The 20,390-nt window shown below is 37.6% G+C and carries 23 protein-coding genes; 15 read left to right on the top strand and 8 right to left on the bottom strand.

From position 1 onward, the window contains the following. Window positions 1–8 precede the first annotated feature (8 nt). From SKC37_RS03795 to sucC, 4 genes are read right to left on the bottom strand one after another with little or no spacing between them, the layout of a single operon-like run. Window positions 9–866 (bottom strand): transketolase, encoded by an 858-nt coding sequence (locus SKC37_RS03795; RefSeq protein ID WP_377980181.1) that lies wholly within the window; start codon window positions 864–866, stop codon window positions 9–11. A gap of 9 nt (window positions 867–875) precedes the next feature. Continuing rightward, on the bottom strand, window positions 876–1,316 hold the full coding sequence (gene bcp / locus SKC37_RS03800; protein WP_377980182.1) for a thioredoxin-dependent thiol peroxidase: 441 nt from the start codon (window positions 1,314–1,316) through the stop codon (window positions 876–878). 1 nt (window position 1,317) lies between these two features. Beyond that, window positions 1,318–1,929 (bottom strand): fumarylacetoacetate hydrolase family protein, encoded by a 612-nt coding sequence (locus tag SKC37_RS03805; protein ID WP_377980183.1) that lies wholly within the window; start codon window positions 1,927–1,929, stop codon window positions 1,318–1,320. 3 nt (window positions 1,930–1,932) lie between these two features. After that, on the bottom strand, window positions 1,933–3,123 hold the full coding sequence (sucC, locus tag SKC37_RS03810) for an ADP-forming succinate--CoA ligase subunit beta (protein WP_130896713.1): 1,191 nt from the start codon (window positions 3,121–3,123) through the stop codon (window positions 1,933–1,935). Between the two features lie 95 nt (window positions 3,124–3,218). On the opposite strand from sucC, the gene SKC37_RS03815 reads away from it, so the two are divergent. The 13 genes from SKC37_RS03815 (at window position 3,219) to SKC37_RS03875 (ending at window position 14,987) form a co-directional block, all read left to right on the top strand. Continuing rightward, window positions 3,219–3,872, top strand: a complete 654-nt coding sequence (locus SKC37_RS03815; RefSeq protein WP_377980184.1) for an ABC transporter ATP-binding protein — start codon at window positions 3,219–3,221, stop codon at window positions 3,870–3,872. 52 nt (window positions 3,873–3,924) lie between these two features. Then, window positions 3,925–5,340 (top strand): tRNA (N6-isopentenyl adenosine(37)-C2)-methylthiotransferase MiaB, encoded by a 1,416-nt coding sequence (miaB, locus tag SKC37_RS03820; RefSeq protein ID WP_377980185.1) that lies wholly within the window; start codon window positions 3,925–3,927, stop codon window positions 5,338–5,340. After that, window positions 5,334–6,620 (top strand): sigma-54 interaction domain-containing protein, encoded by a 1,287-nt coding sequence (locus SKC37_RS03825; protein WP_377980186.1) that lies wholly within the window; start codon window positions 5,334–5,336, stop codon window positions 6,618–6,620. Before miaB ends, SKC37_RS03825 begins: the two co-directional genes overlap by 7 nt. Then, window positions 6,598–7,104 (top strand): LptE family protein, encoded by a 507-nt coding sequence (locus SKC37_RS03830; protein WP_377980187.1) that lies wholly within the window; start codon window positions 6,598–6,600, stop codon window positions 7,102–7,104. The genes SKC37_RS03825 and SKC37_RS03830 overlap by 23 nt, the downstream gene beginning before the upstream one ends. 1 nt (window position 7,105) lies before the next feature. Next, window positions 7,106–7,633, top strand: coding sequence for a hypothetical protein (locus tag SKC37_RS03835; RefSeq protein ID WP_377980188.1), 528 nt, complete (start codon window positions 7,106–7,108; stop codon window positions 7,631–7,633). 2 nt (window positions 7,634–7,635) lie between these two features. Next, window positions 7,636–7,953, top strand: a complete 318-nt coding sequence (gene secG / locus SKC37_RS03840; RefSeq protein WP_377980189.1) for a preprotein translocase subunit SecG — start codon at window positions 7,636–7,638, stop codon at window positions 7,951–7,953. Window positions 7,954–8,083: 130 nt separating this feature from the next. Next, window positions 8,084–8,362, top strand: coding sequence for a co-chaperone GroES (locus SKC37_RS03845; RefSeq protein ID WP_223130676.1), 279 nt, complete (start codon window positions 8,084–8,086; stop codon window positions 8,360–8,362). Between the two features lie 29 nt (window positions 8,363–8,391). Then, window positions 8,392–10,023: a chaperonin GroEL gene (gene groL, locus SKC37_RS03850; RefSeq protein WP_377980190.1), complete on the top strand. Its 1,632-nt coding sequence runs from the start codon at window positions 8,392–8,394 to the stop codon at window positions 10,021–10,023. A gap of 64 nt (window positions 10,024–10,087) precedes the next feature. Beyond that, window positions 10,088–10,618 (top strand): 5' nucleotidase, NT5C type, encoded by a 531-nt coding sequence (locus SKC37_RS03855; RefSeq protein ID WP_377980191.1) that lies wholly within the window; start codon window positions 10,088–10,090, stop codon window positions 10,616–10,618. Further along, complete coding sequence (locus SKC37_RS03860) at window positions 10,618–11,751, top strand: MFS transporter (RefSeq protein WP_377980192.1); 1,134 nt, start codon at window positions 10,618–10,620, stop codon at window positions 11,749–11,751. The genes SKC37_RS03855 and SKC37_RS03860 overlap by 1 nt, the downstream gene beginning before the upstream one ends. Further along, window positions 11,748–12,596: a helix-turn-helix domain-containing protein gene (locus tag SKC37_RS03865; protein ID WP_377980193.1), complete on the top strand. Its 849-nt coding sequence runs from the start codon at window positions 11,748–11,750 to the stop codon at window positions 12,594–12,596. Before SKC37_RS03860 ends, SKC37_RS03865 begins: the two co-directional genes overlap by 4 nt. A gap of 59 nt (window positions 12,597–12,655) precedes the next feature. After that, a complete protein-coding gene (locus SKC37_RS03870) occupies window positions 12,656–13,969 on the top strand; it encodes a sugar porter family MFS transporter (protein ID WP_377980504.1) in 1,314 nt (437 codons plus the stop codon). 10 nt (window positions 13,970–13,979) lie between these two features. Further along, the gene (locus SKC37_RS03875; protein WP_377980194.1) at window positions 13,980–14,987 is read left to right on the top strand and encodes a GntR family transcriptional regulator; all 1,008 of its coding nucleotides are present in this window, start codon (window positions 13,980–13,982) and stop codon (window positions 14,985–14,987) included. Here the strand turns inward: SKC37_RS03875 and SKC37_RS03880 are convergent. Then, the gene (locus SKC37_RS03880) at window positions 14,982–15,434 is read right to left on the bottom strand and encodes a GNAT family N-acetyltransferase (protein ID WP_377980195.1); all 453 of its coding nucleotides are present in this window, start codon (window positions 15,432–15,434) and stop codon (window positions 14,982–14,984) included. The genes SKC37_RS03875 and SKC37_RS03880 overlap by 6 nt on opposite strands. Next, window positions 15,427–16,458 carry an RluA family pseudouridine synthase gene (locus SKC37_RS03885; RefSeq protein WP_377980196.1) on the bottom strand — a complete coding sequence of 344 codons (1,032 nt, stop codon included), beginning with the start codon at window positions 16,456–16,458 and terminating at the stop codon, window positions 15,427–15,429. The genes SKC37_RS03880 and SKC37_RS03885 overlap by 8 nt, the downstream gene beginning before the upstream one ends. On the opposite strand from SKC37_RS03885, the gene SKC37_RS03890 reads away from it, so the two are divergent. Beyond that, on the top strand, window positions 16,451–17,290 hold the full coding sequence (locus tag SKC37_RS03890; RefSeq protein WP_377980197.1) for a 1-aminocyclopropane-1-carboxylate deaminase/D-cysteine desulfhydrase: 840 nt from the start codon (window positions 16,451–16,453) through the stop codon (window positions 17,288–17,290). The two genes, SKC37_RS03885 and SKC37_RS03890, sit on opposite strands and share 8 nt — an antisense overlap. A gap of 2 nt (window positions 17,291–17,292) precedes the next feature. Here SKC37_RS03890 and sufB read toward each other — a convergent pair whose 3' ends face one another. Both sufB and SKC37_RS03900 read right to left on the bottom strand, forming a co-directional pair. After that, window positions 17,293–18,741 carry a Fe-S cluster assembly protein SufB gene (gene sufB, locus SKC37_RS03895; protein WP_130896729.1) on the bottom strand — a complete coding sequence of 483 codons (1,449 nt, stop codon included), beginning with the start codon at window positions 18,739–18,741 and terminating at the stop codon, window positions 17,293–17,295. Between the two features lie 76 nt (window positions 18,742–18,817). Continuing rightward, window positions 18,818–19,282, bottom strand: coding sequence for an Lrp/AsnC ligand binding domain-containing protein (locus SKC37_RS03900; protein ID WP_130896730.1), 465 nt, complete (start codon window positions 19,280–19,282; stop codon window positions 18,818–18,820). A gap of 418 nt (window positions 19,283–19,700) precedes the next feature. On the opposite strand from SKC37_RS03900, the gene SKC37_RS03905 reads away from it, so the two are divergent. After that, window positions 19,701–20,336, top strand: coding sequence for a peroxiredoxin (locus SKC37_RS03905; protein ID WP_377980198.1), 636 nt, complete (start codon window positions 19,701–19,703; stop codon window positions 20,334–20,336). The last annotated feature ends 54 nt before the right edge of the window (window positions 20,337–20,390 follow it).

Consider the following 20,390-nt stretch of genomic DNA (forward strand, 5'->3'; position numbering starts at 1 on the left):
CTATCTAATTAATAATCGCCTAAAGTTTCTTCTAATTGCGCTAATGCGTCTTGTAATTGTTGGTCGTTAGGTGCTACACCATGCCATTTATGTGAATACATCATAAAGTCTACACCAGCACCCATTTCTGTTTTCATGATAATCATGATAGGAGATCCTTTTCCTAATTCAGCTTTGGCCTTAATTAGCGTATTTTGTATATCCACCGCATTATTACCGTCCATACGCATCACATTCCAACCGAATGCTTTGTATTTAGCCTCTAAATCACGGTTGCTCATTACTTTCTCTGTAGGACCATCAATTTGCTGTCCATTTTCATCAATGAAAGCAATCAAATTGTCCACCTTGTGATGAGGAGCATACATCGCAGCTTCCCATACTTGGCCTTCATTTTGTTCCCCATCACCCATTAAACAGAAAACGGTAGACTTGTCTCCATTTAATTTCTTTGCTTGAGCAGCACCGATGGCCACACTAAGACCTTGTCCTAACGAACCTGACGCAATACGAATACCTTCTAAGTGCTCGTGTGGAGTTGGGTGTCCTTGGAGACGTGTATCAATTTTTCTAAACGTAGCTAATTCAGCCGTAGGGAAATAACCACGACGCGCTAACACACTATAGATTAATGGAGAGATGTGACCATTGGACAAAAAGAATAAATCTTCATTCGTTCCATCCATATCAAACACTACTTTTCCTGCAGCATCTGTTTTCAGATTCATCGTGCTAAAATACAGATCCACTAAAAGATCTGTACAACCTAATGATCCACCTGGGTGACCGGATTGGCAACCGTGAACCATTCTTAAAATGTCTCTACGAACCTGAGAGCTGATTTTTTGTATTTCTTGTGTTTGCATGGTAGGTGATTAGTGAATTTGAGAACTATGGTTCTTCGTATCCACCTTTTCGATAATGTCAATAATAATTCCGTTTTCGTCGATGATAAATGTAGTTCTTGCTACACCCATATATTGCTTTCCGTACATCGATTTCTCTACCCATACACCAAAAGCTTCCGCTAATTGATGTTCAGGATCAGATAAAAGTGGGAAAGCTAAATTATATTTTGCTTTAAACTTGGTGTGAGAGGCGTTGGTATCAATACTCACTCCTACTACCTGAAAACCTTTGGCTTGAAGTGCCTCTAGATTTTCATTCAGATTGCAGGCCTGAGCAGTACAACCAGGTGTATTATCTTTGGGATAAAAATACAAGACTATTTTCTTTCCACTAGGGATAGCAAAATTGTTTCCGTCAGAGTCCACCATGGATATGGTAGGAGCTGCATTACCTATTTGTAGTTTCATATTATGAGATAGCTAATTCAAATAAGGGAGAACCCTCTAATGCCCCAGTTAATACATCGCCGATGGCAACAGGACCCACACCCGCAGGTGTACCGGTAAAAATATAATCCCCCGTTTTTAACGTAAAATACTTAGAGACTTCTTCTATCAGTTCTGCTACATTCCAAATCATCAACTCAGAATTTCCATCTTGAACTAATGCTCCGTTCTTATGCAACGTAAAATGAATAGGGTTTTCTAAAATAGCAGGTACAAAAGGCTGCATTGCACTAACAAAGGCAGAACCATTAAAAGCTTTCGCTTTTTCCCAAGGAAGTCCTTTTTCCTTTAATTTACTCTGTACATCTCTAGCTGTAAAGTCAATACCTAAGCCGTAAGAATCGATGTACTTGTGTGCAAATTTTGCTTCAATATTTTTGCCCACTTTGCCTATCCTAAATACTAGCTCAAGTTCGTAATGAACATCAGAGGAGAATTTAGGATAGTAAAAGTGACTATTTGCATCTATTAAAGCCGTATCTGGCTTTAAAAAGACCACCGGTTCAGTAGGCCTTTCATTCGATAATTCAGTAATATGATCTACGTAATTACGACCGATGCAAATAATTTTCATGGCTTATTTCAATACTTCTGATACTAAACGAGCGGCATCTTTTAATAAAACAGCTGAGAATACTTTCAAGCCAGAGTTATTAATGATCGCAGCACCTTCTTCTGCATTTGTTCCTTGAAGACGAACAATGATAGGGATATTAATCTCACCAATGTTTTTGTACGCTTCTACAACTCCATTTGCAACGCGATCACAACGAACGATACCACCAAAGATATTGATCAAGATTGCTTTTACATTGGGATCTTGTAGGATAATACGGAAACCAGCTTCAACTGTTTTCGCGTTTGCTCCACCCCCTACATCAAGGAAGTTAGCGGGATCGCCACCAGATAATTTAATAATATCCATAGTAGCCATCGCCAAACCAGCTCCGTTTACCATGCAACCTACGTTACCATCTAATTTAACGTAGTTAAGATCATTTTCAGATGCTTCTACTTCTAATGGATCTTCTTCTTCGATATCACGTAAAACCGCTAAGTCTTTGTGACGGAATAAAGCGTTATCATCTAAGTTTACTTTGGCATCTACCGCTAAAATTTTATCATCAGATGTCTTCAACACTGGGTTGATTTCAAACATAGATGAATCAGTCTCTACATAGGCACGGTACAATGATTGGATGAATTTAACCATCTCTTTCAAAGCAACACCGCTTAAACCTAAAGCAAAGGCTACCTTACGTGCTTGGAAGTCTTGTAGACCTACACGTGGATCGATCCATTCTTTAATGATTTTTTCTGGGCTATGCTCCGCTACCTCTTCGATGTCCATTCCACCTTCTGTACTTGCCATGATCACATTGCAAGCCTTAGCGCGGTCTAATAAGATCGATAAATAGTATTCCTTCGGCTCAGAATCGCCAGGATAATACACATCTTCAGAAATTAAAACTTTGTTAACTTTCTTTCCTTCAGGACCAGTTTGATGCGTAATTAATTGCATTCCCAATATTTGAGAAACGCGCTCTTTTACTTCATCTAAACTTTTAGCTAGTTTAACACCGCCCCCTTTTCCACGGCCACCCGCATGAATTTGAGCTTTAACAACAAACCATCCTGTACCAGTCTGAGCTTTTAATTGCTCAGCCGCTGAAATAGCGTTGTCAACAGAGTCAATCACAATTCCTTCTTGAATGCGCACTCCGTAACCTTTTAAGATTTCTTTCGCTTGATATTCGTGAATATTCATTTAGTAAAATTTTAATTTCGTGAAATTACTATTTATTTGCGTAAATATTAAATAACCAGTCATTCATTCGTATTTTCTAAAAAAAAGACAAAAAAATGTTAGAATTAAAAAATATTTCCAAAAGTTATGGAACTCAATTAATTCTAGACAACATCTCTTTACAAGTAAAGGAGTCTGAAATGGTCAGTATTTTAGGCCCATCGGGGTCTGGTAAAAGTACGCTTCTACAGATTATGGGCTTATTAATGAAAGCAGATTCTGGTCAGATATACTTAGATGGGATTGATTATGCTGCGCTATCAGAAAAAGATCAAGCTACATTCCGAAACCAGAAACTAGGTTTCGTCTTTCAGTTTCATAATTTATTAGGGGAGTTTACTTGTGAAGAAAACATCAAGTTCCCTTTATTCATCAAAGGTAGTAAACTGAATGAAGCTGATTTAGAACTATTCGATAAAATAGTCCTAACCTTAGGCATTCAACCCATTCTGCATAAATTACCCTCTCAAATATCAGGTGGAGAGCAACAGCGAGTAGCGGTTGCCCGCGCTTTGATTAATCGCCCTACCCTCTTGTTAGCGGATGAGCCCACAGGTAATTTGGATAATAAGAATGCAGAAACATTGTATGCCCTGTTTGTTGAATTAAAAGCGGTTTGGCAACAACGGATAATCATGGTTACGCACAATGAGAAATTAACCTCCCATTCTGATCAGGTTATTTATCTAAATTCCGGTAGAATCGAATAGAATTACTGCCAAAATGTCATAAATTTGCAATCTAAATTTCATTGATTGTAAAATGCAAGATTTAAAAGTACTGACGAAAGAAGAGAAAGAGGGTTTGGATGTTCCGAGAATTTCGGAGGATCAGGTGGCAGAGAATTCTTTTGGAAAAAAGGTCTATATCGAAAGTTATGGCTGTCAAATGAATTTTGCGGATTCAGAAGTCGTTACCTCTATTCTACAAGAAAACGGTTACGTTACGACATCTAACGTTAAAGAAGCTCATACCATTTTATTAAATACGTGTGCGATTCGCGAGAATGCGGAACATAAGATTCGCCATCGCTTGCAAGTATTCACTCATTTGAAAGCGAAAAATCCAGCATTAACTGTAGGAATTTTGGGTTGTATGGCGGAACGCTTGAAGACTAAGTTGATTGATGAGGAGAAAATAGTCGATTTAGTCGCTGGCCCAGATGCCTACCGTGATTTACCTGCCTTATTAGATGAAGTTTCAGATGGCCAAAAAGCCATCAACGTTTTCCTTTCTCGCGAGGAGACTTACGGCAACATCGAACCTGTTCGACTAAATTCAAATGGTGTAACTGCTATGGTCAGTATCATGCGTGGTTGCGACAATATGTGTACTTTCTGCGTTGTTCCTTACACGAGAGGACGCGAAAGATCACGTGATTTACCATCAATTATCGCAGAATGCGAGAAATTATTCCAGCAAGGTTACCGGGAAGTAACTTTACTAGGTCAAAATGTAGATTCCTATAAATGGACCTCTGAAGAGGGTCAATTGATCAATTTTGCCCAATTATTGGAAGCCGTTGCCTTAGTCAATCCTTTATTACGCGTTCGTTTTTCTACTTCGCATCCAAAAGATATCACAGACGAAGTATTGTATACGATGAAGAAGTACGATAATATCTGTAAAAACATTCACTTGCCGGCACAAAGTGGCAGTAATCGAATCTTAGATTTAATGAATCGTTCGTATACTCGGGAATGGTATCTAGATAGAATTAAGTCTATTCGGAATATCTTAGGTGAAGAATGCGGCGTTTCCCAAGATATGATTGCAGGATTCTGCACAGAAACCGAAGAAGATCACCAAGATACGTTGTCTTTATTAGCTGAAGTGGAATACGACTTTGGGTATATGTTTGCTTATTCTGAGCGACCAGGAACACCAGCCGAAAAGAAATTAACAGATGATGTGTCTGAAGAAGTAAAAATGCGTCGTCTACAAGAAATCATCGATTTACAACGCATACATTCAGCTAAACGCAATGAAATGTGGGTAGGTAGAAAGGTACAAGTTTTAGTAGAGGGAGATTCAAAAAAATCGAAACTTCATCACTTTGGTAAAATAGATTCAAATAAAGTAGTCGTTTTCCCTAAAGGAGACGAAGTTAAAGGAGATTATGTTTTTGTGAATGTAACTCATTGTACATCAGGAACTTTATTAGGTGAATTATGTTAGATAACAGTCATCTTGCTAGTATAAAAGCGCGTTTTGGGATCATTGGCAATGCTCCTGCTCTTTTGCGTGCCATTTCTGTAGCGGAACAAGTAGCCGCGACGGATATGACCGTATTGATTACAGGGGAAAGTGGATCAGGTAAAGAATCCTTTTCTAAAATTATTCATTCCCTTTCTAAGCGAAAGCATGGAGCCTTTATTGCGGTAAACTGTGGTGCCATCCCGGAGGGAACGATTGATTCCGAATTATTTGGGCATGAAAAAGGGTCTTTTACGGGAGCTATTGAAGCTCGCAAGGGATACTTTGAAGTAACAGACGGGGGAACTATTTTCTTAGACGAAATTGCTGAAATGCCCTTAGGTACTCAGGCACGCTTGTTACGTGTGTTAGAAAATGGGGAGTTTTACCGTGTTGGATCTTCTAAAGTACAAAAGACCAATGCACGCGTCGTTGCTGCCACGAATTTAAACTTACAGCAAGCGATAGAAAAAGGGAAATTTAGAGAAGACTTGTATTACCGTTTGAGTACGGTACCTATTTATGTCCCCCCTCTACGTGAACGTGGAGATGATATCGAATTACTTTTTAGGAAATTCACGACTGACTTTTCTGAATCGCATCGAGTAAAACCGATCATGCTGACGAAAGAAGCAAAAGATTTGCTTCAAAAACAGCGTTTCCCTGGTAACATTCGCCAATTAAAAAATCTAGCAGAGCAAATATCTGTTTTAGAATTAGGTGATCGAATCATTGATGAGTTGCAATTACAGTATTATTTGGACTTCAATGAGCCCAAATTAGGTAATTCGGTTGTCAAATCAGATGCTTTTTCCGGACCTGAGGGAATGAATGAACGAGAGATTCTGTATAAAATCTTGTTTGATTTAAAGCGAGATGTAACAGAATTGAAAAAGATATTATTGAAAGTAGTGGAATCTGATCAGTCCAAAGCGTACGAGATTCTACACGATAATATGTCCATCTTTGAAGACGTAAGAAATCATACAGAAGTAAGTAACCCTCCTGCTGGATTGTCTTTGCCCATACATACACAAGAGGAGACCAAGTTCACTGAAGAGCCTATCGATTCCAATTATGAGGAAATTATCTTGCCAGCTAATGATGTAACCCTATCTTTGGAAAAACAAGAAAAAGAAATTATCATTCGGGCTTTAAAGAAGAACAAGAATAAACGTAAGTACGCAGCTAAAGATTTAGGCATCTCTGAGCGAACTTTATATCGTAAAATCAAGCAATATGATTTGGAAGAATTGGATTAATCTGTGTGTTATCGTCGGGTCCTTCATTGGATTATCCTCCTGCTATAGTTTCAAAGGGGCTAGTTTAGACCCGAATTTGAAGACAATTCAGGTTAGTAATATACGAATGGAAACGGCTGGCGGACCCGCTAACCTTAGTTTAGAAATAAATGAAAAATTAAAAGAGTACTTTCAGCGTAATACCTCTTTAAAGATTAATAATAAGAATCCTGATCTGTTAATTGAGGGAAGTATTGTAGGGTATGAATTAACACCTCAGGCTCCTACTGGTGATGATAAGGCTGGCTTAAACCGTATAACTTTACGAGTTCAATTTCGGTTAACGAATCGTTTAGATGAGGACAAAAATTTCGAGCAAGAATTCTCTTTTTACCAGGATTTTCCGCAGAGCCAAACCTTGACACAGGTAGAAAAAGCCTTAATTCCTAAATTAGTGGATCAAATTATCTTAGATTTGTTTAATAAAATTGCGGGGGACTGGTAATATGGAAACGTCGAAAGCACAAAAGCTTTGGTTCTTATTGAACAAAATCGATCGAACAGATCAGTCTGAGCTGAATCTAGACAAGTCGTTATACCCCTATTTCTATTTATTACATTGGAATGAACGCTTTTCTATATTAAAACAACAAAAGGTTGCGCTTCAGTCTTCTCAACGCAGACAATACTTTGAGTCTATTTATGATATTTCTAGTGAAATGGAAGAAATACCAGAAATTATTCCTGCTGAAGAAATAAAAGCCCTACAAGATTCCCTTATTGATCAGTTTATTTTAAATCAGCCAACTTTGGCCAAACCAAAAAGAACTGATCTTGATGACGCGCCTCAGGAAGATTTAGCTGCCACCTCGTTTACCTTACCCCTATCTGAAACGGTAGCAATTCTGTTAACAAAGCAGGGGAAATATTTACAGGCCATTGAATTATATGAGAAGTTAAGTTTGATTAAACCTGAAAAAAGGCTTTACTTTGCATCTCGAATTTCTGAATTACAAAATTTACTAACAGAATAAATATGTTTACATTATTAATTTCATTGATTATTATCTTTTCTGCCTTATTAGTCGTACTTATTTTAGTACAAAACCCGAAAGGTGGTGGTATTAGCGGAGAATTTTCTTCTTCTGGAGCGACACAAATGTTTGGTGTTCAAAAGACGGGTGACCTAGTTGAACAATTAACTTGGGGATTCTCAATCGCTATTCTAGTATTGGTTTTAGTGACTAATTTCACTTTATCTGGCACAAAAGAAACAAGTACTTCTGTAAACGTAGAAAAAGCAGCTACTAAAACGGTACCTGTTGCTCCTGCTCCAGTAGCGCCTAAGCAATAGTTTTTATTTATATAGCCTTTTTAATACTGCCAAAATTTCAGCAATGAGTTTTGGCATTATTATTGTATGAGCCTTTGTACCATGTTCGCATGGATGTATAATCTCTAATTTAAAATTAAATTTATAACACATGTCAAATTTAAGTATTAAGCCCTTAGCGGATCGGGTTGTTGTAGAACCAGCTCAAGCTGAAGAAAAAACAGCATTTGGTATTATTATTCCTGACACAGCGAAAGAGAAACCACAAAAAGGAACAATCGTAGCGGTGGGAAATGGAAAGAAAGACGAGCCTATTACTGTAAAAGTAGGTGATTCAGTTTTGTACGGTAAATACTCTGGTACAGAAATCACTATTGACGGTAAAGATTACTTGATCATGCGCGAGTCTGACATTTTTGCAGTTTTATAATTTTAACAATTCATTAATTACAAAATCATATGGCAAAGGAATTATTTTTCGATAGCGAAGCGCGCGAAAAGATGAAAAGAGGGGTTGATACCCTTGCAAATGCAGTTAAAGTAACATTAGGACCTAAAGGTCGTAACGTAATCATTGATAAAAAATTCGGATCTCCTTCCATTACAAAAGATGGTGTTTCGGTAGCAAAAGAAATTGAATTAGAGGACGCTGTGGAAAACATGGGTGCTCAATTAGTAAAAGAGGTTGCCTCCAAAACAGCTGATCAAGCGGGTGACGGTACAACAACTGCTACTGTATTAGCTCAGTCCATCTACACAATTGGTTCTAAAAACGTTGCTGCTGGCGCTAATCCAATGGATTTGAAACGCGGTATTGAGAAAGCAGTAGATGCAATCGTTGCTGATTTGAAAAAACAATCTCGTGCGATCACCACTTCTAAAGAAATTGCTCAAGTAGCAACAATTTCTGCAAATAATGATTCTGAAATTGGTACGATGATTTCTTCAGCGATGGAGAAAGTAGGTCGTGAAGGTGTTATTACAGTAGAAGAAGCTCGTGGTACTGAAACTGAAGTAAAAACAGTAGAAGGTATGCAGTTTGATCGTGGATATTTATCTGCCTACTTTGTAACGAATACAGACAAAATGGAGGTTGAGTTAGAGAAACCATTTATCCTGATCTCTGAGAAGAAAGTTTCTTCTATGAAGGAATTACTTCCTGTATTAGAAGCGGTAGCACAAACAGGTCGTCCCCTATTGATCATCTCTGAAGATGTAGATGGAGAGGCTTTAGCTACTTTAGTTGTTAATAAAATGCGTGGTGCATTGAAAGTAGCTGCTGTAAAGGCTCCAGGTTTCGGTGACCGTCGTAAAGCGATGTTAGAAGATATCGCGATCTTAACTGGCGGTACGGTTATCGCAGAAGAAAGAGGTTTCAAATTAGAAAATGCTACCATCGAATATTTAGGTCAAGCAGAAAAAGTAATCATTGACAAAGACAATACGACTATTGTAAATGGTGCTGGATCTAAAGACAATATCGAGAATCGTGTAAATCAGATCAAAGCTCAAATCGAGAACACAACATCTGACTACGATCGTGAGAAATTACAAGAGCGTTTAGCTAAGTTATCAGGTGGTGTGGCTATTCTTTACATCGGTGCTGCTACGGAAGTAGAGATGAAAGAGAAGAAAGACCGTGTAGATGATGCTTTACATGCTACTCGTGCCGCTGTTGAAGAGGGTATCGTTGCTGGTGGTGGTGTCGCACTTATTCGCGCAATCCAATCATTAGATAAATTAAAAGGAGATAACGAAGATCAATTAACAGGTATCAACATCATCCGTCAAGCGGTTGAATCTCCATTGCGTACCATTGTTGCGAATGCAGGTGGTGAAGGTTCTGTAGTAATCAATGCTGTAAAAGCAGGAAAAGATGATTTCGGTTATAATGCACGCGAAGACAAATATGAAAATATGATCGCAGCGGGTATTATTGACCCGACTAAGGTTACACGTTTAGCATTGGAAAATGCAGCGTCTATCGCAGGATTGTTGTTGACAACAGAATGTGTGATTGCTGACAAACCTGCAAATGAACCAGCTCATGGACATGGCCCTGGTGGCGGTGGAATGGGTGGAATGATGTAATTTTAATTAGATTAATCCTTGAAAACTCCCCATATTTGGGGAGTTTTTTTTTGAATAAGAAAGTATGAAAAGAATTGCTATAGATATGGATGACGTTTTGGCTAAAACCACACACGTTATTATTGACCGTATTAATCAGATTGTAAATCAAAATTATACATACGAGGAGCTTTTAACTGGTAGTGCATCGGTTAAAGAAGAGTTTTATGGACATTATTTAGCCAATAACTCCTTTTTGTGGGAACCAGGTTTTTTTGAGCATATTCCAGTGAATGAAGATGCCATCGAAGTAGTTAAAAAATTATCGGAACGCTATGAAGTTTTCATCGTTTCAGCGGCCACTGAATTCCCTAATTCCTTAAAAGAGAAACTAGTGTGGATGGAAAAATATTTTCCTTTTATCACTTGGAAGCATATCGTTTTCTGTGGCCATAAACACATGATACAAGCCGATTATTTAATTGACGATCATGAAAAGAATCTACATACATTCACAGGAACTCCTCTCCTATTTACAGCTCCACACAACTTACATATTACTGATTTCAAGCGAGTAAATAATTGGAAAGAAGTAGAAAAGTTATTGTTAGATTAATGAAGAAAGCTCGATTTAGTATTGGTATTTTATTTTTTATCTGTGGTTTAAATTTCGCCACTTGGGCTACGCGTATTCCAGATTTCAAATCGTTTTTAAATCTTTCAGATGCACAATTAGGAACAGTTTTGATGGGTTTACCTATTGGTTCTTTGGTCTCATTACCTATAGCGGGTTGGTTACTGACTAAGTATGCTTCGCGCTGGATTTGCCTGATGGCTGTTGCCATGTATTTGATCGTGATTCCTGGACTAAGTTTAATGAGTTCGCCGATTACCTTATTTATAGGTCTTTTCTTTTTTGGAATGGCAGGAGATATTATGAATATAGCGATGAATACCCAGGTTGTCAGTTTAGAGGCGAAAATGAATAAAATAATCATGTCGTCTTTTCATGCTATTTTCTCATTAGGATTAATGGCAGGAGCCTTTATAGGTGGCATATTAGAAAAAGAGCACTTTACAACAACGGAACATTTTAGTATAGTGGCCTTATCTAACATTTTATTAATACCATTCAGTTTCCCGAATCTGCTAACAGATAAACCAATACAGGATGAGTCTAAACAAAAATCCTCTATCTTAAATTTAGGGCCGTACCTGATAATTCTATCTTTTATCGCTTTCTGCGGTATGTTATGTGAGGGGGCTATGGCGGATTGGATCTCCTTATATTTCAAAGAATACAGCCCTGACTCACCGTTCCCTATTACGATTGGTTTTTCATTCTTTGCTGCGGCGATGGTATTAGGGCGTTTTTTAGGTGACAAAATTTCCTTAAAATATGGCGTATCAAACATATTGATCTTAAATGGTATTTTGATAGGCGTGGGCATGTTGCTCACACTTTTATTCTCCTCCATTTACCTTAAAATAGGAGGTTGTTTTTTAACTGGAATAGGAATATCAACTATTGTCCCCTTAATCTATTCGCAGGCGGGAAATCAAAAGGAAATTATGCCATCCATTGCGATTGCTGGTGTTTCAACAATTGCTTATGTAGGATTTTTGTTAGGGCCGGTTTTAATTGGCTACCTATCTGATTTTGTTGGATTGGATAAAGCCTTATTTCTAATTGTGGTTTTAGGGTTCTTAGCGGCGTTTATTTCCAAAACTTGGGCAAATAAAAAATGATCATCGAATACAGGAAACCTTCTTCGGCCTTAGCGCCATTTGTAGACCATTTGTGGGAGAAACAGGTGGAAGAGGGAGGTGTTATACCCTATGATATTGAAACTATTTTTCCAGAAGACCAAACTGTATTGACGTATTCTTTTGGTAAAGAATACTATCGGTCGCATGCTACCGTAGAAAATTTCGAAGCGATTAATGGTGTTCAATTGGAGGGTTTGCATCAAGCACCTAATTTCTACAAACACCAACCTGGTATTCATATTTTTGGTGTAAAATTTCGAGTAGGAGGTCTATTTGCTTTCTTACCCTCTCCTATTTCGGAAACAAATAATAGGAGTTCTGACGCGGATACGCTTTTGACAGAACTCCCATCATTAGATCATACAATCAATTTTGATCAACGTTGCGAAACAATAGAGGCCTACTTATTAAAGAATATACTTGAAAAACAGGCTAAAAAGTATTTAAAATTATTATTAATGCTTCAAGAGCTAGATGCCGATTCTAGTGCAATGCCTAGTTCTTATAAAACGCTTTCTAGACTATTTCAAGAAGTGATTGGTATTAGTCCCAAAGAATACGTTCAAATCAAACGAATCAATCAATCTTTGGCCTTATTCGCTTCGTCGAAAGACATTAAAAGTCAGGATTTAGCGGATCAATTAGGTTATTATGATTCTGCTCATTTTATCAATGAATTCAAAAAGTATACTGGTAAAACACCTAAGAGCCTCAAGAATAGTCTTTTTGACATGAAAGATTCGGAATTCATTGATGAGTTTAAGCAATACATTTCTCCTGAGCATTTGCTTCATTATACCTCGATTTTTCACAAGAATTCATAATTGTCCTTTTTTTACAATTTATATCACATAAAAATTTCTAAATTTTGTGTGGAACAAATATTATTATGAATAAACACGTTATTTTTTGGTCAATCACGGTTGGTTTAGGCGGCCTTTTATTTGGAATGGACGTTGCAGTCATTTCAGGAGCAGAGCTAGCTATTCAACATTTGTGGCACTTAAATTCATTTACGCACGGATTAGCCATAGCTGCTGCTTTATATGGTACCGTAATAGGTGCTGCATTAGGTGGAATTCCTGCAGATTTATTCGGCCGTAAAAAGACTTTATTTTGGATTGGGTTAAGCTTTTTTATCTCGTCTATCGGAGCTGCAATCGCACCTGACGTCAATTTATTTATGTTATTTCGATTCTTAGGTGGCTTAGGAATTGGTGCATCATCCGTGGTAGCTCCTATTTATATCTCAGAAATTGCTCCTGCAAAGCATAGAGGCAAATTAGTCATCTCTTTTCAACTAAATATCGTTCTTGGTATTTTGATTGCTTACGTCTCTAATTACTTCATTCAAGGGTTGGAAAACGATTGGCGAATTATGTTAGGTGTTGTATCTCTTCCATCCCTTTTATTTTCCATTCTAATATTATTAACACCTGAAACTCCTCAGTTTTTATTGCTTAAGCGCAATGATTTAGCAGGGGCACGTAAGGTTTTAGAATTAGCAGATCCTAATCCAGAAGAGACGATTGAACGTATTCAAAATAATGCAAAACAAAGCACGGAGAAAGAGCGCCTGTTTTCAGGGAAATATGTTTGGCCTTTGACCTTAGCCTTTCTATTTGCCTTTTTCAATCAGATGTCAGGCATCAACGCTATTATCTATTACGCTCCAAGAATCTATGAATTAACAGGTTTAGGAAAGGAAAGTGCGTTGTTGTCTACAGCAGGTATCGGTATTGCTAATTTGTTATTCACCTTATTAGGTTGGTATTTAATTGATCGTGTGGGCCGTCGAATATTAATGTATATTGGATCAATTGGCTATATCGTTACACTAAGTTTAATAGCTTACGCATTTTTCACCGAATCCTACACGTTTGTTCCTATTTACATATTTGCTTTTATTGCGTCTCACGCTATTGGCCAAGGGTCTGTAATTTGGGTATTTATTTCTGAGATTTTCCCTAATTCTGTACGAGCATCAGGGATGGCTTGGGGGTCATTAACCCACTGGGTTTTTGCCGCATTAGTCGCTAATTTCTTTCCTCTATTTACTGAAAATTATGGTGGCGAACTCATCTTTGGCTGTTTTGCGGTGATGATGGTGGCACAATTAGCCTATGTAGCCTTTATGATGCCAGAGACGAAAGGGGCAAATTTAGAAGACATTGAAAAACAAGTAATCATGCATTAATGGTATTACTATGATATATTTCGATCCTAACAGCAGTAAACCAAAGTACCAACAATTAATTGATGGTATCATTGATGGAATTAATTCCGGCTTATTAGAGCATGGAAAACAATTGCCTTCTATCAACAAGGTAGCAAGTGAGTTCAATATGGCACGTATGACCGTTACGAAAGCCTATGATGATTTACGCGAAAAAGGATTGATTAGTTCCCACCACGGTAAAGGTTTCTATGTATCGAGTACGAATACTAAAAATGCCTTGCGTGTGTTCATCTTAATGGATGCTTTGACTCCCTACAAAGAGATTTTGTATGACAGTATCATTCAAAATTTAGGTGAAGAAGTAAGTCATAACTTATTTTTCCACTACCACGACATCGAGTTGTTTGAGGAGTTAATCACCAACAATTTGGGAAAATACAACCACTACATTATTCTTCCCCACTTTAATAAGAGTGTAGCCAGAATCGTTTCAAAAATACCGAAAGACAAACTATTAGTACTTGATATTAATATCAAAGAATTTAGTGATGACTATTCAATTCTATACCAAAACTTTGAATCGAATATTTACCAAGGTTTAAGTTCTTCTTTAGAAAAGGTAAAAAAATACCAGCAGATCAATCTAGTTTTAAGTTCAAAAAGTTTCCAGTATACGCCAGATGGAATCATTCAAGGATTTACTCAGTTCTGCACTGAAAACAACTTAGAATTCGATATTATCCCTGATTTAGATGACGATTACGAACTACAAGTAAATCAGGCCTATATCGTCTTCAGGGAATACGATTTAATCAAGATGATTAACTGGACTACAAAGAATAAATTAAAGGTCGGAAAAGACGTAGGAATCATTTCCTACGATGATACCCCTTTAAAGGAAATCATTGCCGAAGGCATATCTGTCATTTCAAATGATTTCAAGAAAATGGGGGAACGAGCTGCTCAAATGATCATTAATCGGGAGAAAGGGCGCGAGTCTAATGAATTCTATTTTATAGATAGAGGTTCCTTATAGATCTAAGTGAACATTAAGCCAACCTGCATCCATCTTAACTCCTAAGGTGTTATAGAAATCAATCGCAGGTTGATTCCAATCCAACACTTGCCACATCATTCCGGTGCATTTTGTTCGCTTTGCTTCTTCAATCGCTTCCATAATTAAACGCTTACCTAATCCTTTGCCTCTGAAACTTTCCTTGATATACAAATCCTCTAAATAGAAACGTCTACCCTTCCAAGTCGAGAAGCGGTAATACCAAAGAGAAAATCCGCCTAATTCTCCATTTAAATAAATGAGATTTGCGAAAAATAAAGGATTATCAGAAAATCCACCAGCTAAATAATCGTCTATCGTAGAACTAACTTCTTCTGGAGCCTTTTCAAAAATGGCTAATTCCATCACTAAATCTCGGACTAAGCTAATATCTTCATTCGTAGCTCTACGTATTTCTATCTTATCCATTGATGGCTCTCAGTTTAGATAATAAGGTTAAAAAATCTTCCGGAAACTCTTGTTCAAATTGCATAAATTCGTTCGTGGTAGGATGAATAAATCCTAAGGAATAGGCATGCAAGGCTTGTCTAGGACATATTTTAAATGAATTATCAATAAAAGCTTTATATCCTGCCATTGATGACATATACCGTATTTTATCACCACCATAAGTAACATCAGAAAACAAAGGGTGACCAATCGATTGAAAGTGAGCCCTAATTTGATGAGTTCTTCCCGTTTCTAGTTTAAATTTCACAAAAGACGCAAAACCAAAAGTTTCCATCACCTCATAATGCGTAATTGCAATTCTGCCGTACTCAGAATCTTCTGGAAAAATGGCTTGAATCTTACGGTCTTTCGGACTTCTACCTATTTTACTGCGTATGGTCCCTTTTAATTCTTTAGGAACGCCCCAGCAAATCGCATAATAGGTTCTTTCGATGCTATGTTCAAAGAATTGTTGACCTAAAAAATTGAGAGCAAATTCTGTTTTACCAATGACTAAAATACCGGAAGTATCTTTATCGATCCGATGCACCAGACCGGGGCGAATGTCTTTTTGACCTGGGAGATTTTGGCAATGAAATAATAAACCATTCACAAGAGTTCCAGACCAATTACCTTGTGCAGGATGCACCACCATTCCGGGAGACTTATTGACCAAAATCAATTGTTCATCTTCGTAAATAATATCAATCGGGATATCTTCTGGATAAACTTCTTTATCGCGTGGAGGAGTTGCAAATGATACAGAAATCGTATCTAAAGGCTTAACGCGGTAATTTGACTTGATCAATCCTCCATTTACTTTCACAGACCCCGCATCGATGCCCACTTGAATCTTATTGCGACTAGTACCCGCAATTTTAATCATCAAATATTTGTCGATTCTGAGTAATTGCTGACCTTTGTCAACGGTGAAATTAAAATGCTCAAATAAATCATCTTCCTCTTCGGAATCAGGAGCATTCATTTCTGGATCGATGGACATAGCAAATTTCGAATTTAACGCGTTACACTTACCGTCTCCAATAGAAGAGATATTTGATGAATGTTGGAATTCAAAAGGAATTCAGGTGTTTGTCAAAAGAGACGACCTCATCCATCCCATCATATCGGGAAATAAGTGGCGCAAATTAAAAAATTATCTCCAAACCTTTTCATTTAGTACCCATTCTGGCCTATTAAGTTTTGGTGGAGCGTACTCTAATCACCTGTATGCCCTAGCCTTCGCTGGTCACTCTCTCGGAATTCCGACAGTTGGAATTATTCGCGGTGAAGAGTTAACTACAGGAAGTAATGCCTTTTTAAGCCAAATGAATGATTGGGGAATGCAATTGCATTTTATCTCCAGAACAGTCTATCGTTCTAAAACTATTCCGCTAGAATATGAAAAATACGCTGTCATTGCGGAGGGTGGATTTGGCGAATTAGCGATTCAAGGGATGGAAATTCTTGTTGATGAGCTTCCTGCCTGTGATTTAATTTATACGGCAGTAGGAACGGGAGCTACAGCTATAGGAATCGCAAAGCACTCTGAGACATCGGTAATTGGCGTATTGACACTAAATAATCGTTCAGAAATAGAATCGCATTCATTGCCTACCAATTTGAGCATTGAAGATGCCTATGTGTTTGGTAAATATGCTAAACAGAATGATGAATTAGATTTGTTTTGTGCTGAATTTCATCTGCAACACAGAATTTCCATAGAACCTATCTATACAGGTCGTATGTTTTATGCTTTATTTGATCACATAAAAAATGGCCACATAGCTCCGAATACGAAACTAGTGGCCATCCATACCGGAGGAGTTAAATAACACTATCCTACCGAACCTTCTAATGAAATAGCTAGCAGCTTTTGCGCTTCCACGGCAAATTCCATCGGTAATTGATTCAATACTTCTTTGGCATATCCATTAACAATTAAAGCAATCGCAGTTTCGGTACTTAAACCACGCTGGTTGCAATAAAAGATTTGATCCTCCCCAATTTTGGAAGTAGTCGCTTCATGTTCAACAGATGCCGTATTATTCTTTACCTCTAGATAGGGGAATGTATGTGCACCGCACTTATCTCCTAGCAATAAGGAGTCGCATTGTGAGAAATTCTTAGATCCATCCGCTTTTCTAGCCACTTGAACTAAACCGCGATACGAATTCTGAGAGAATCCTGCCGAAATACCTTTAGACACAATACGGGACTTAGAATGCTTTCCTAAGTGAATCATTTTAGTACCTGTATCAGCTTGTTGGTAATTATTAGTTACCGCAACAGAGTAGAATTCACCAATCGAATAATCCCCTTTTAAGATAACTGAAGGGTATTTCCAAGTCACAGCAGAACCAGTTTCTACCTGAGTCCAAGACAACTTTGAATGCGCACCATCACAAATTCCACGTTTTGTAACGAAATTATAAATACCCCCTTTTCCTTCTTTATCGCCAGGGTACCAATTTTGTACCGTTGAATACTTCACTTCAGCACCCGCATGCACGTAAATTTCTACCACCGCAGCATGCAATTGATTTTCATCGCGCATCGGCGCTGTGCAACCCTCTAGATACGAAACATAGGATTCATCTTCCGCCACGATCAGGGTACGCTCAAATTGACCAGTACCTGATGCATTGATACGGAAGTAGGTTGATAATTCCATTGGGCAACGGACGCCTTTGGGAATATAACAGAATGATCCATCTGAAAATACTGCACTATTTAACGCAGCAAAGTAATTATCCTTAACGGGAACAACGGATCCTAAATATTTCTTGATTAATTCTGGATGTTCTCTAACAGCTTCTGAAATAGAACAAAAGATTACCCCTTTTTCTGCCAAAGTCTCCTTAAACGTTGTCGCTACTGATACAGAATCGATAACAGCATCCACAGCCACGTTTGACAGACGCTTTTGTTCGTCTAATGAAATACCTAATTTCTCAAAAGTTCTACGTAATTCAGGATCAATCTCGTCCAATGAATTCAACTGCTTCTTTTGAACAGGTGCTGAATAATATTTCAATTCATCGTATTTCGTAGGAGTATACAATAGATTAGCCCAATCTGGTTCGGCTAACGTTCTCCAGTAACGGTATGCGGATAATCGCCATTCCAACATCCAATCAGGTTCATTCTTTTTCTCAGAAATAAAATGAATGATTGATTCGCTTAAACCTATAGGAGCTTCGTCTGTCTCGAAATGAGACTCAAAACCGTACTTATAATCGGTTGAAGTTACTTCTTGTAAAATATCGTCTACTTTCTCTGCCATCATTTTGCATTTAGACTACAAAATTACAAAAGGATTTTGGAGAAAAATAGACTTAGTTTAGAATAAATCTAAACAACTAAAATAAAGGCGTATTTCTGATCAGACTTTCTTCCAAAGAAATAAAAGTTTCTGTTCGTTGAATTCCCGTAACGCGTTGAATCTTATCATGTAATACTTCGCGAAGATGTTGGGTGTCGCGGCAGATAATTTTGGCAAAAATGGAATAAATACCGGTGGTATAATGAATATTAACCACTTCAGGGATCTGTTCTAACTGTTTGGCCACATCTTCATATAAACTACTCTTATCTAAATAGATGCCTAAAAATGCGGTAATGTCCCACCCTATTTTCGAATAATCAATGAGTAATTGCGCTCCTTTTACAATTCCTAAAGATTCCATCTTTTTCATACGTACGTGAACCGTACCACCAGATACATCTAAGCGTGAACCGATTTCCGTGTAGGGAAGATTCGCGTCTTTCACTAAAATTTCCAGTATCTTATAATCTAGAGGATCAAGCTCAAACTTCTTTTCCATTGAATTTTCGTAATTATTTCAGGTTCGAATTAAAAATTATGCAAAAAAAGACATTTATTTTTGAAAATTTTTGAAAAATAAAAAATCTCCTTCTATATTTGTCCTACTAATTATTGCAAAGGTAATAATTTTCACTGTAGGGTGATGAAATTGGCAGACGTGCCCTCCTGTCTCGGGGGTGGTGAGTTCAGGATAAACGCTTCATAATGGGTTGACCACTAAATCAGTTCTGTGTCGCGGCTAACTGCACCTTGGAGGTTCGAATCCTTCTCCTACAGCATTTTAATTAATTTGGTTTTTAGTTTGTTGATGAAGTGTAATGTTAAAAGCAATCTTATTTTAGGATTGCTTTTTTTATTGAATTACAAATCTATATATTTGATAGACAAACTAGTTTTACCATTTAACCCCTAACATTATGTCATTAAGATTAGGAGATATCGCACCAGATTTCAGTGCAGATACAACATTAGGCCACATTAACTTCCACGAATTCATTGGTGATTCTTGGGTATTGTTATTCAGTCACCCAGCCGATTTCACTCCCGTATGTACCACTGAATTAGGTAAAACGGCTCTTTTAAATAGTGAATTCCAAAAGCGTCACGTGAAGCCCATCGCCATTTCAGTAGATAGCTTAGAATCCCACCATAAATGGGTGCCAGATATTGAGGAAGTAAATTCAGTTAAAATGAATTTCCCTATTATCGCAGATCCTGAGAAAAAGGTGGCATTATTATACGATATGATTCATCCGAATGCTTCCGAAAAAGCAACCGTTCGTTCTGTTTTTGTCATTGGACCAGATAAGAAAATCAAATTGACGTTAACCTACCCTGCTTCAACGGGACGTAACTTCACGGAAATTTTGCGTGTGATTGATTCCTTACAATTAACAGCGAATTACCAAGTGGCAACACCTGCTGATTGGGTTAATGGTGACGATGTGATTATCGTACCAGCCGTATCGAATGAAGACGCGGTAGCTAAATTCCCGAAAGGCTTCACTTCTGTAAAACCTTATTTACGCAAAACACCTCAACCGAATTTATAGTAGGTTAAAACTCATCTTAAATGCCAAAATTCATTACAGGTGGATTTTGGCATT

The sequence above is a fragment of the Aquirufa esocilacus genome, assembly GCF_042715595.1.
Classification (GTDB): Bacteria; Bacteroidota; Bacteroidia; order Cytophagales; family Spirosomataceae; genus Aquirufa; species Aquirufa esocilacus.

What these genes read in the sequence shown, in the direction of transcription:
- SKC37_RS03795 (WP_377980181.1), bottom strand. Translation starts at nt 866, where the DNA reads ATGCAAACACAAGAAATACAAAAAATCAGCTCTCAGGTTCGTAGAGAC.
- bcp (WP_377980182.1), bottom strand. Translation starts at nt 1,316, where the DNA reads ATGAAACTACAAATAGGTAATGCAGCTCCTACCATATCCATGGTGGAC.
- SKC37_RS03805 (WP_377980183.1), bottom strand. Translation starts at nt 1,929, where the DNA reads ATGAAAATTATTTGCATCGGTCGTAATTACGTAGATCATATTACTGAA.
- sucC (WP_130896713.1), bottom strand. Translation starts at nt 3,123, where the DNA reads ATGAATATTCACGAATATCAAGCGAAAGAAATCTTAAAAGGTTACGGA.
- SKC37_RS03815 (WP_377980184.1), top strand. Translation starts at nt 3,219, where the DNA reads ATGTTAGAATTAAAAAATATTTCCAAAAGTTATGGAACTCAATTAATT.
- miaB (WP_377980185.1), top strand. Translation starts at nt 3,925, where the DNA reads ATGCAAGATTTAAAAGTACTGACGAAAGAAGAGAAAGAGGGTTTGGAT.
- SKC37_RS03825 (WP_377980186.1), top strand. Translation starts at nt 5,334, where the DNA reads ATGTTAGATAACAGTCATCTTGCTAGTATAAAAGCGCGTTTTGGGATC.
- SKC37_RS03830 (WP_377980187.1), top strand. Translation starts at nt 6,598, where the DNA reads ATGATTTGGAAGAATTGGATTAATCTGTGTGTTATCGTCGGGTCCTTC.
- SKC37_RS03835 (WP_377980188.1), top strand. Translation starts at nt 7,106, where the DNA reads ATGGAAACGTCGAAAGCACAAAAGCTTTGGTTCTTATTGAACAAAATC.
- secG (WP_377980189.1), top strand. Translation starts at nt 7,636, where the DNA reads ATGTTTACATTATTAATTTCATTGATTATTATCTTTTCTGCCTTATTA.
- SKC37_RS03845 (WP_223130676.1), top strand. Translation starts at nt 8,084, where the DNA reads ATGTCAAATTTAAGTATTAAGCCCTTAGCGGATCGGGTTGTTGTAGAA.
- groL (WP_377980190.1), top strand. Translation starts at nt 8,392, where the DNA reads ATGGCAAAGGAATTATTTTTCGATAGCGAAGCGCGCGAAAAGATGAAA.
- SKC37_RS03855 (WP_377980191.1), top strand. Translation starts at nt 10,088, where the DNA reads ATGAAAAGAATTGCTATAGATATGGATGACGTTTTGGCTAAAACCACA.
- SKC37_RS03860 (WP_377980192.1), top strand. Translation starts at nt 10,618, where the DNA reads ATGAAGAAAGCTCGATTTAGTATTGGTATTTTATTTTTTATCTGTGGT.
- SKC37_RS03865 (WP_377980193.1), top strand. Translation starts at nt 11,748, where the DNA reads ATGATCATCGAATACAGGAAACCTTCTTCGGCCTTAGCGCCATTTGTA.
- SKC37_RS03875 (WP_377980194.1), top strand. Translation starts at nt 13,980, where the DNA reads ATGATATATTTCGATCCTAACAGCAGTAAACCAAAGTACCAACAATTA.
- SKC37_RS03880 (WP_377980195.1), bottom strand. Translation starts at nt 15,434, where the DNA reads ATGGATAAGATAGAAATACGTAGAGCTACGAATGAAGATATTAGCTTA.
- SKC37_RS03890 (WP_377980197.1), top strand. Translation starts at nt 16,451, where the DNA reads ATGGACATAGCAAATTTCGAATTTAACGCGTTACACTTACCGTCTCCA.
- SKC37_RS03885 (WP_377980196.1), bottom strand. Translation starts at nt 16,458, where the DNA reads ATGTCCATCGATCCAGAAATGAATGCTCCTGATTCCGAAGAGGAAGAT.
- sufB (WP_130896729.1), bottom strand. Translation starts at nt 18,741, where the DNA reads ATGGCAGAGAAAGTAGACGATATTTTACAAGAAGTAACTTCAACCGAT.
- SKC37_RS03900 (WP_130896730.1), bottom strand. Translation starts at nt 19,282, where the DNA reads ATGGAAAAGAAGTTTGAGCTTGATCCTCTAGATTATAAGATACTGGAA.
- SKC37_RS03905 (WP_377980198.1), top strand. Translation starts at nt 19,701, where the DNA reads ATGTCATTAAGATTAGGAGATATCGCACCAGATTTCAGTGCAGATACA.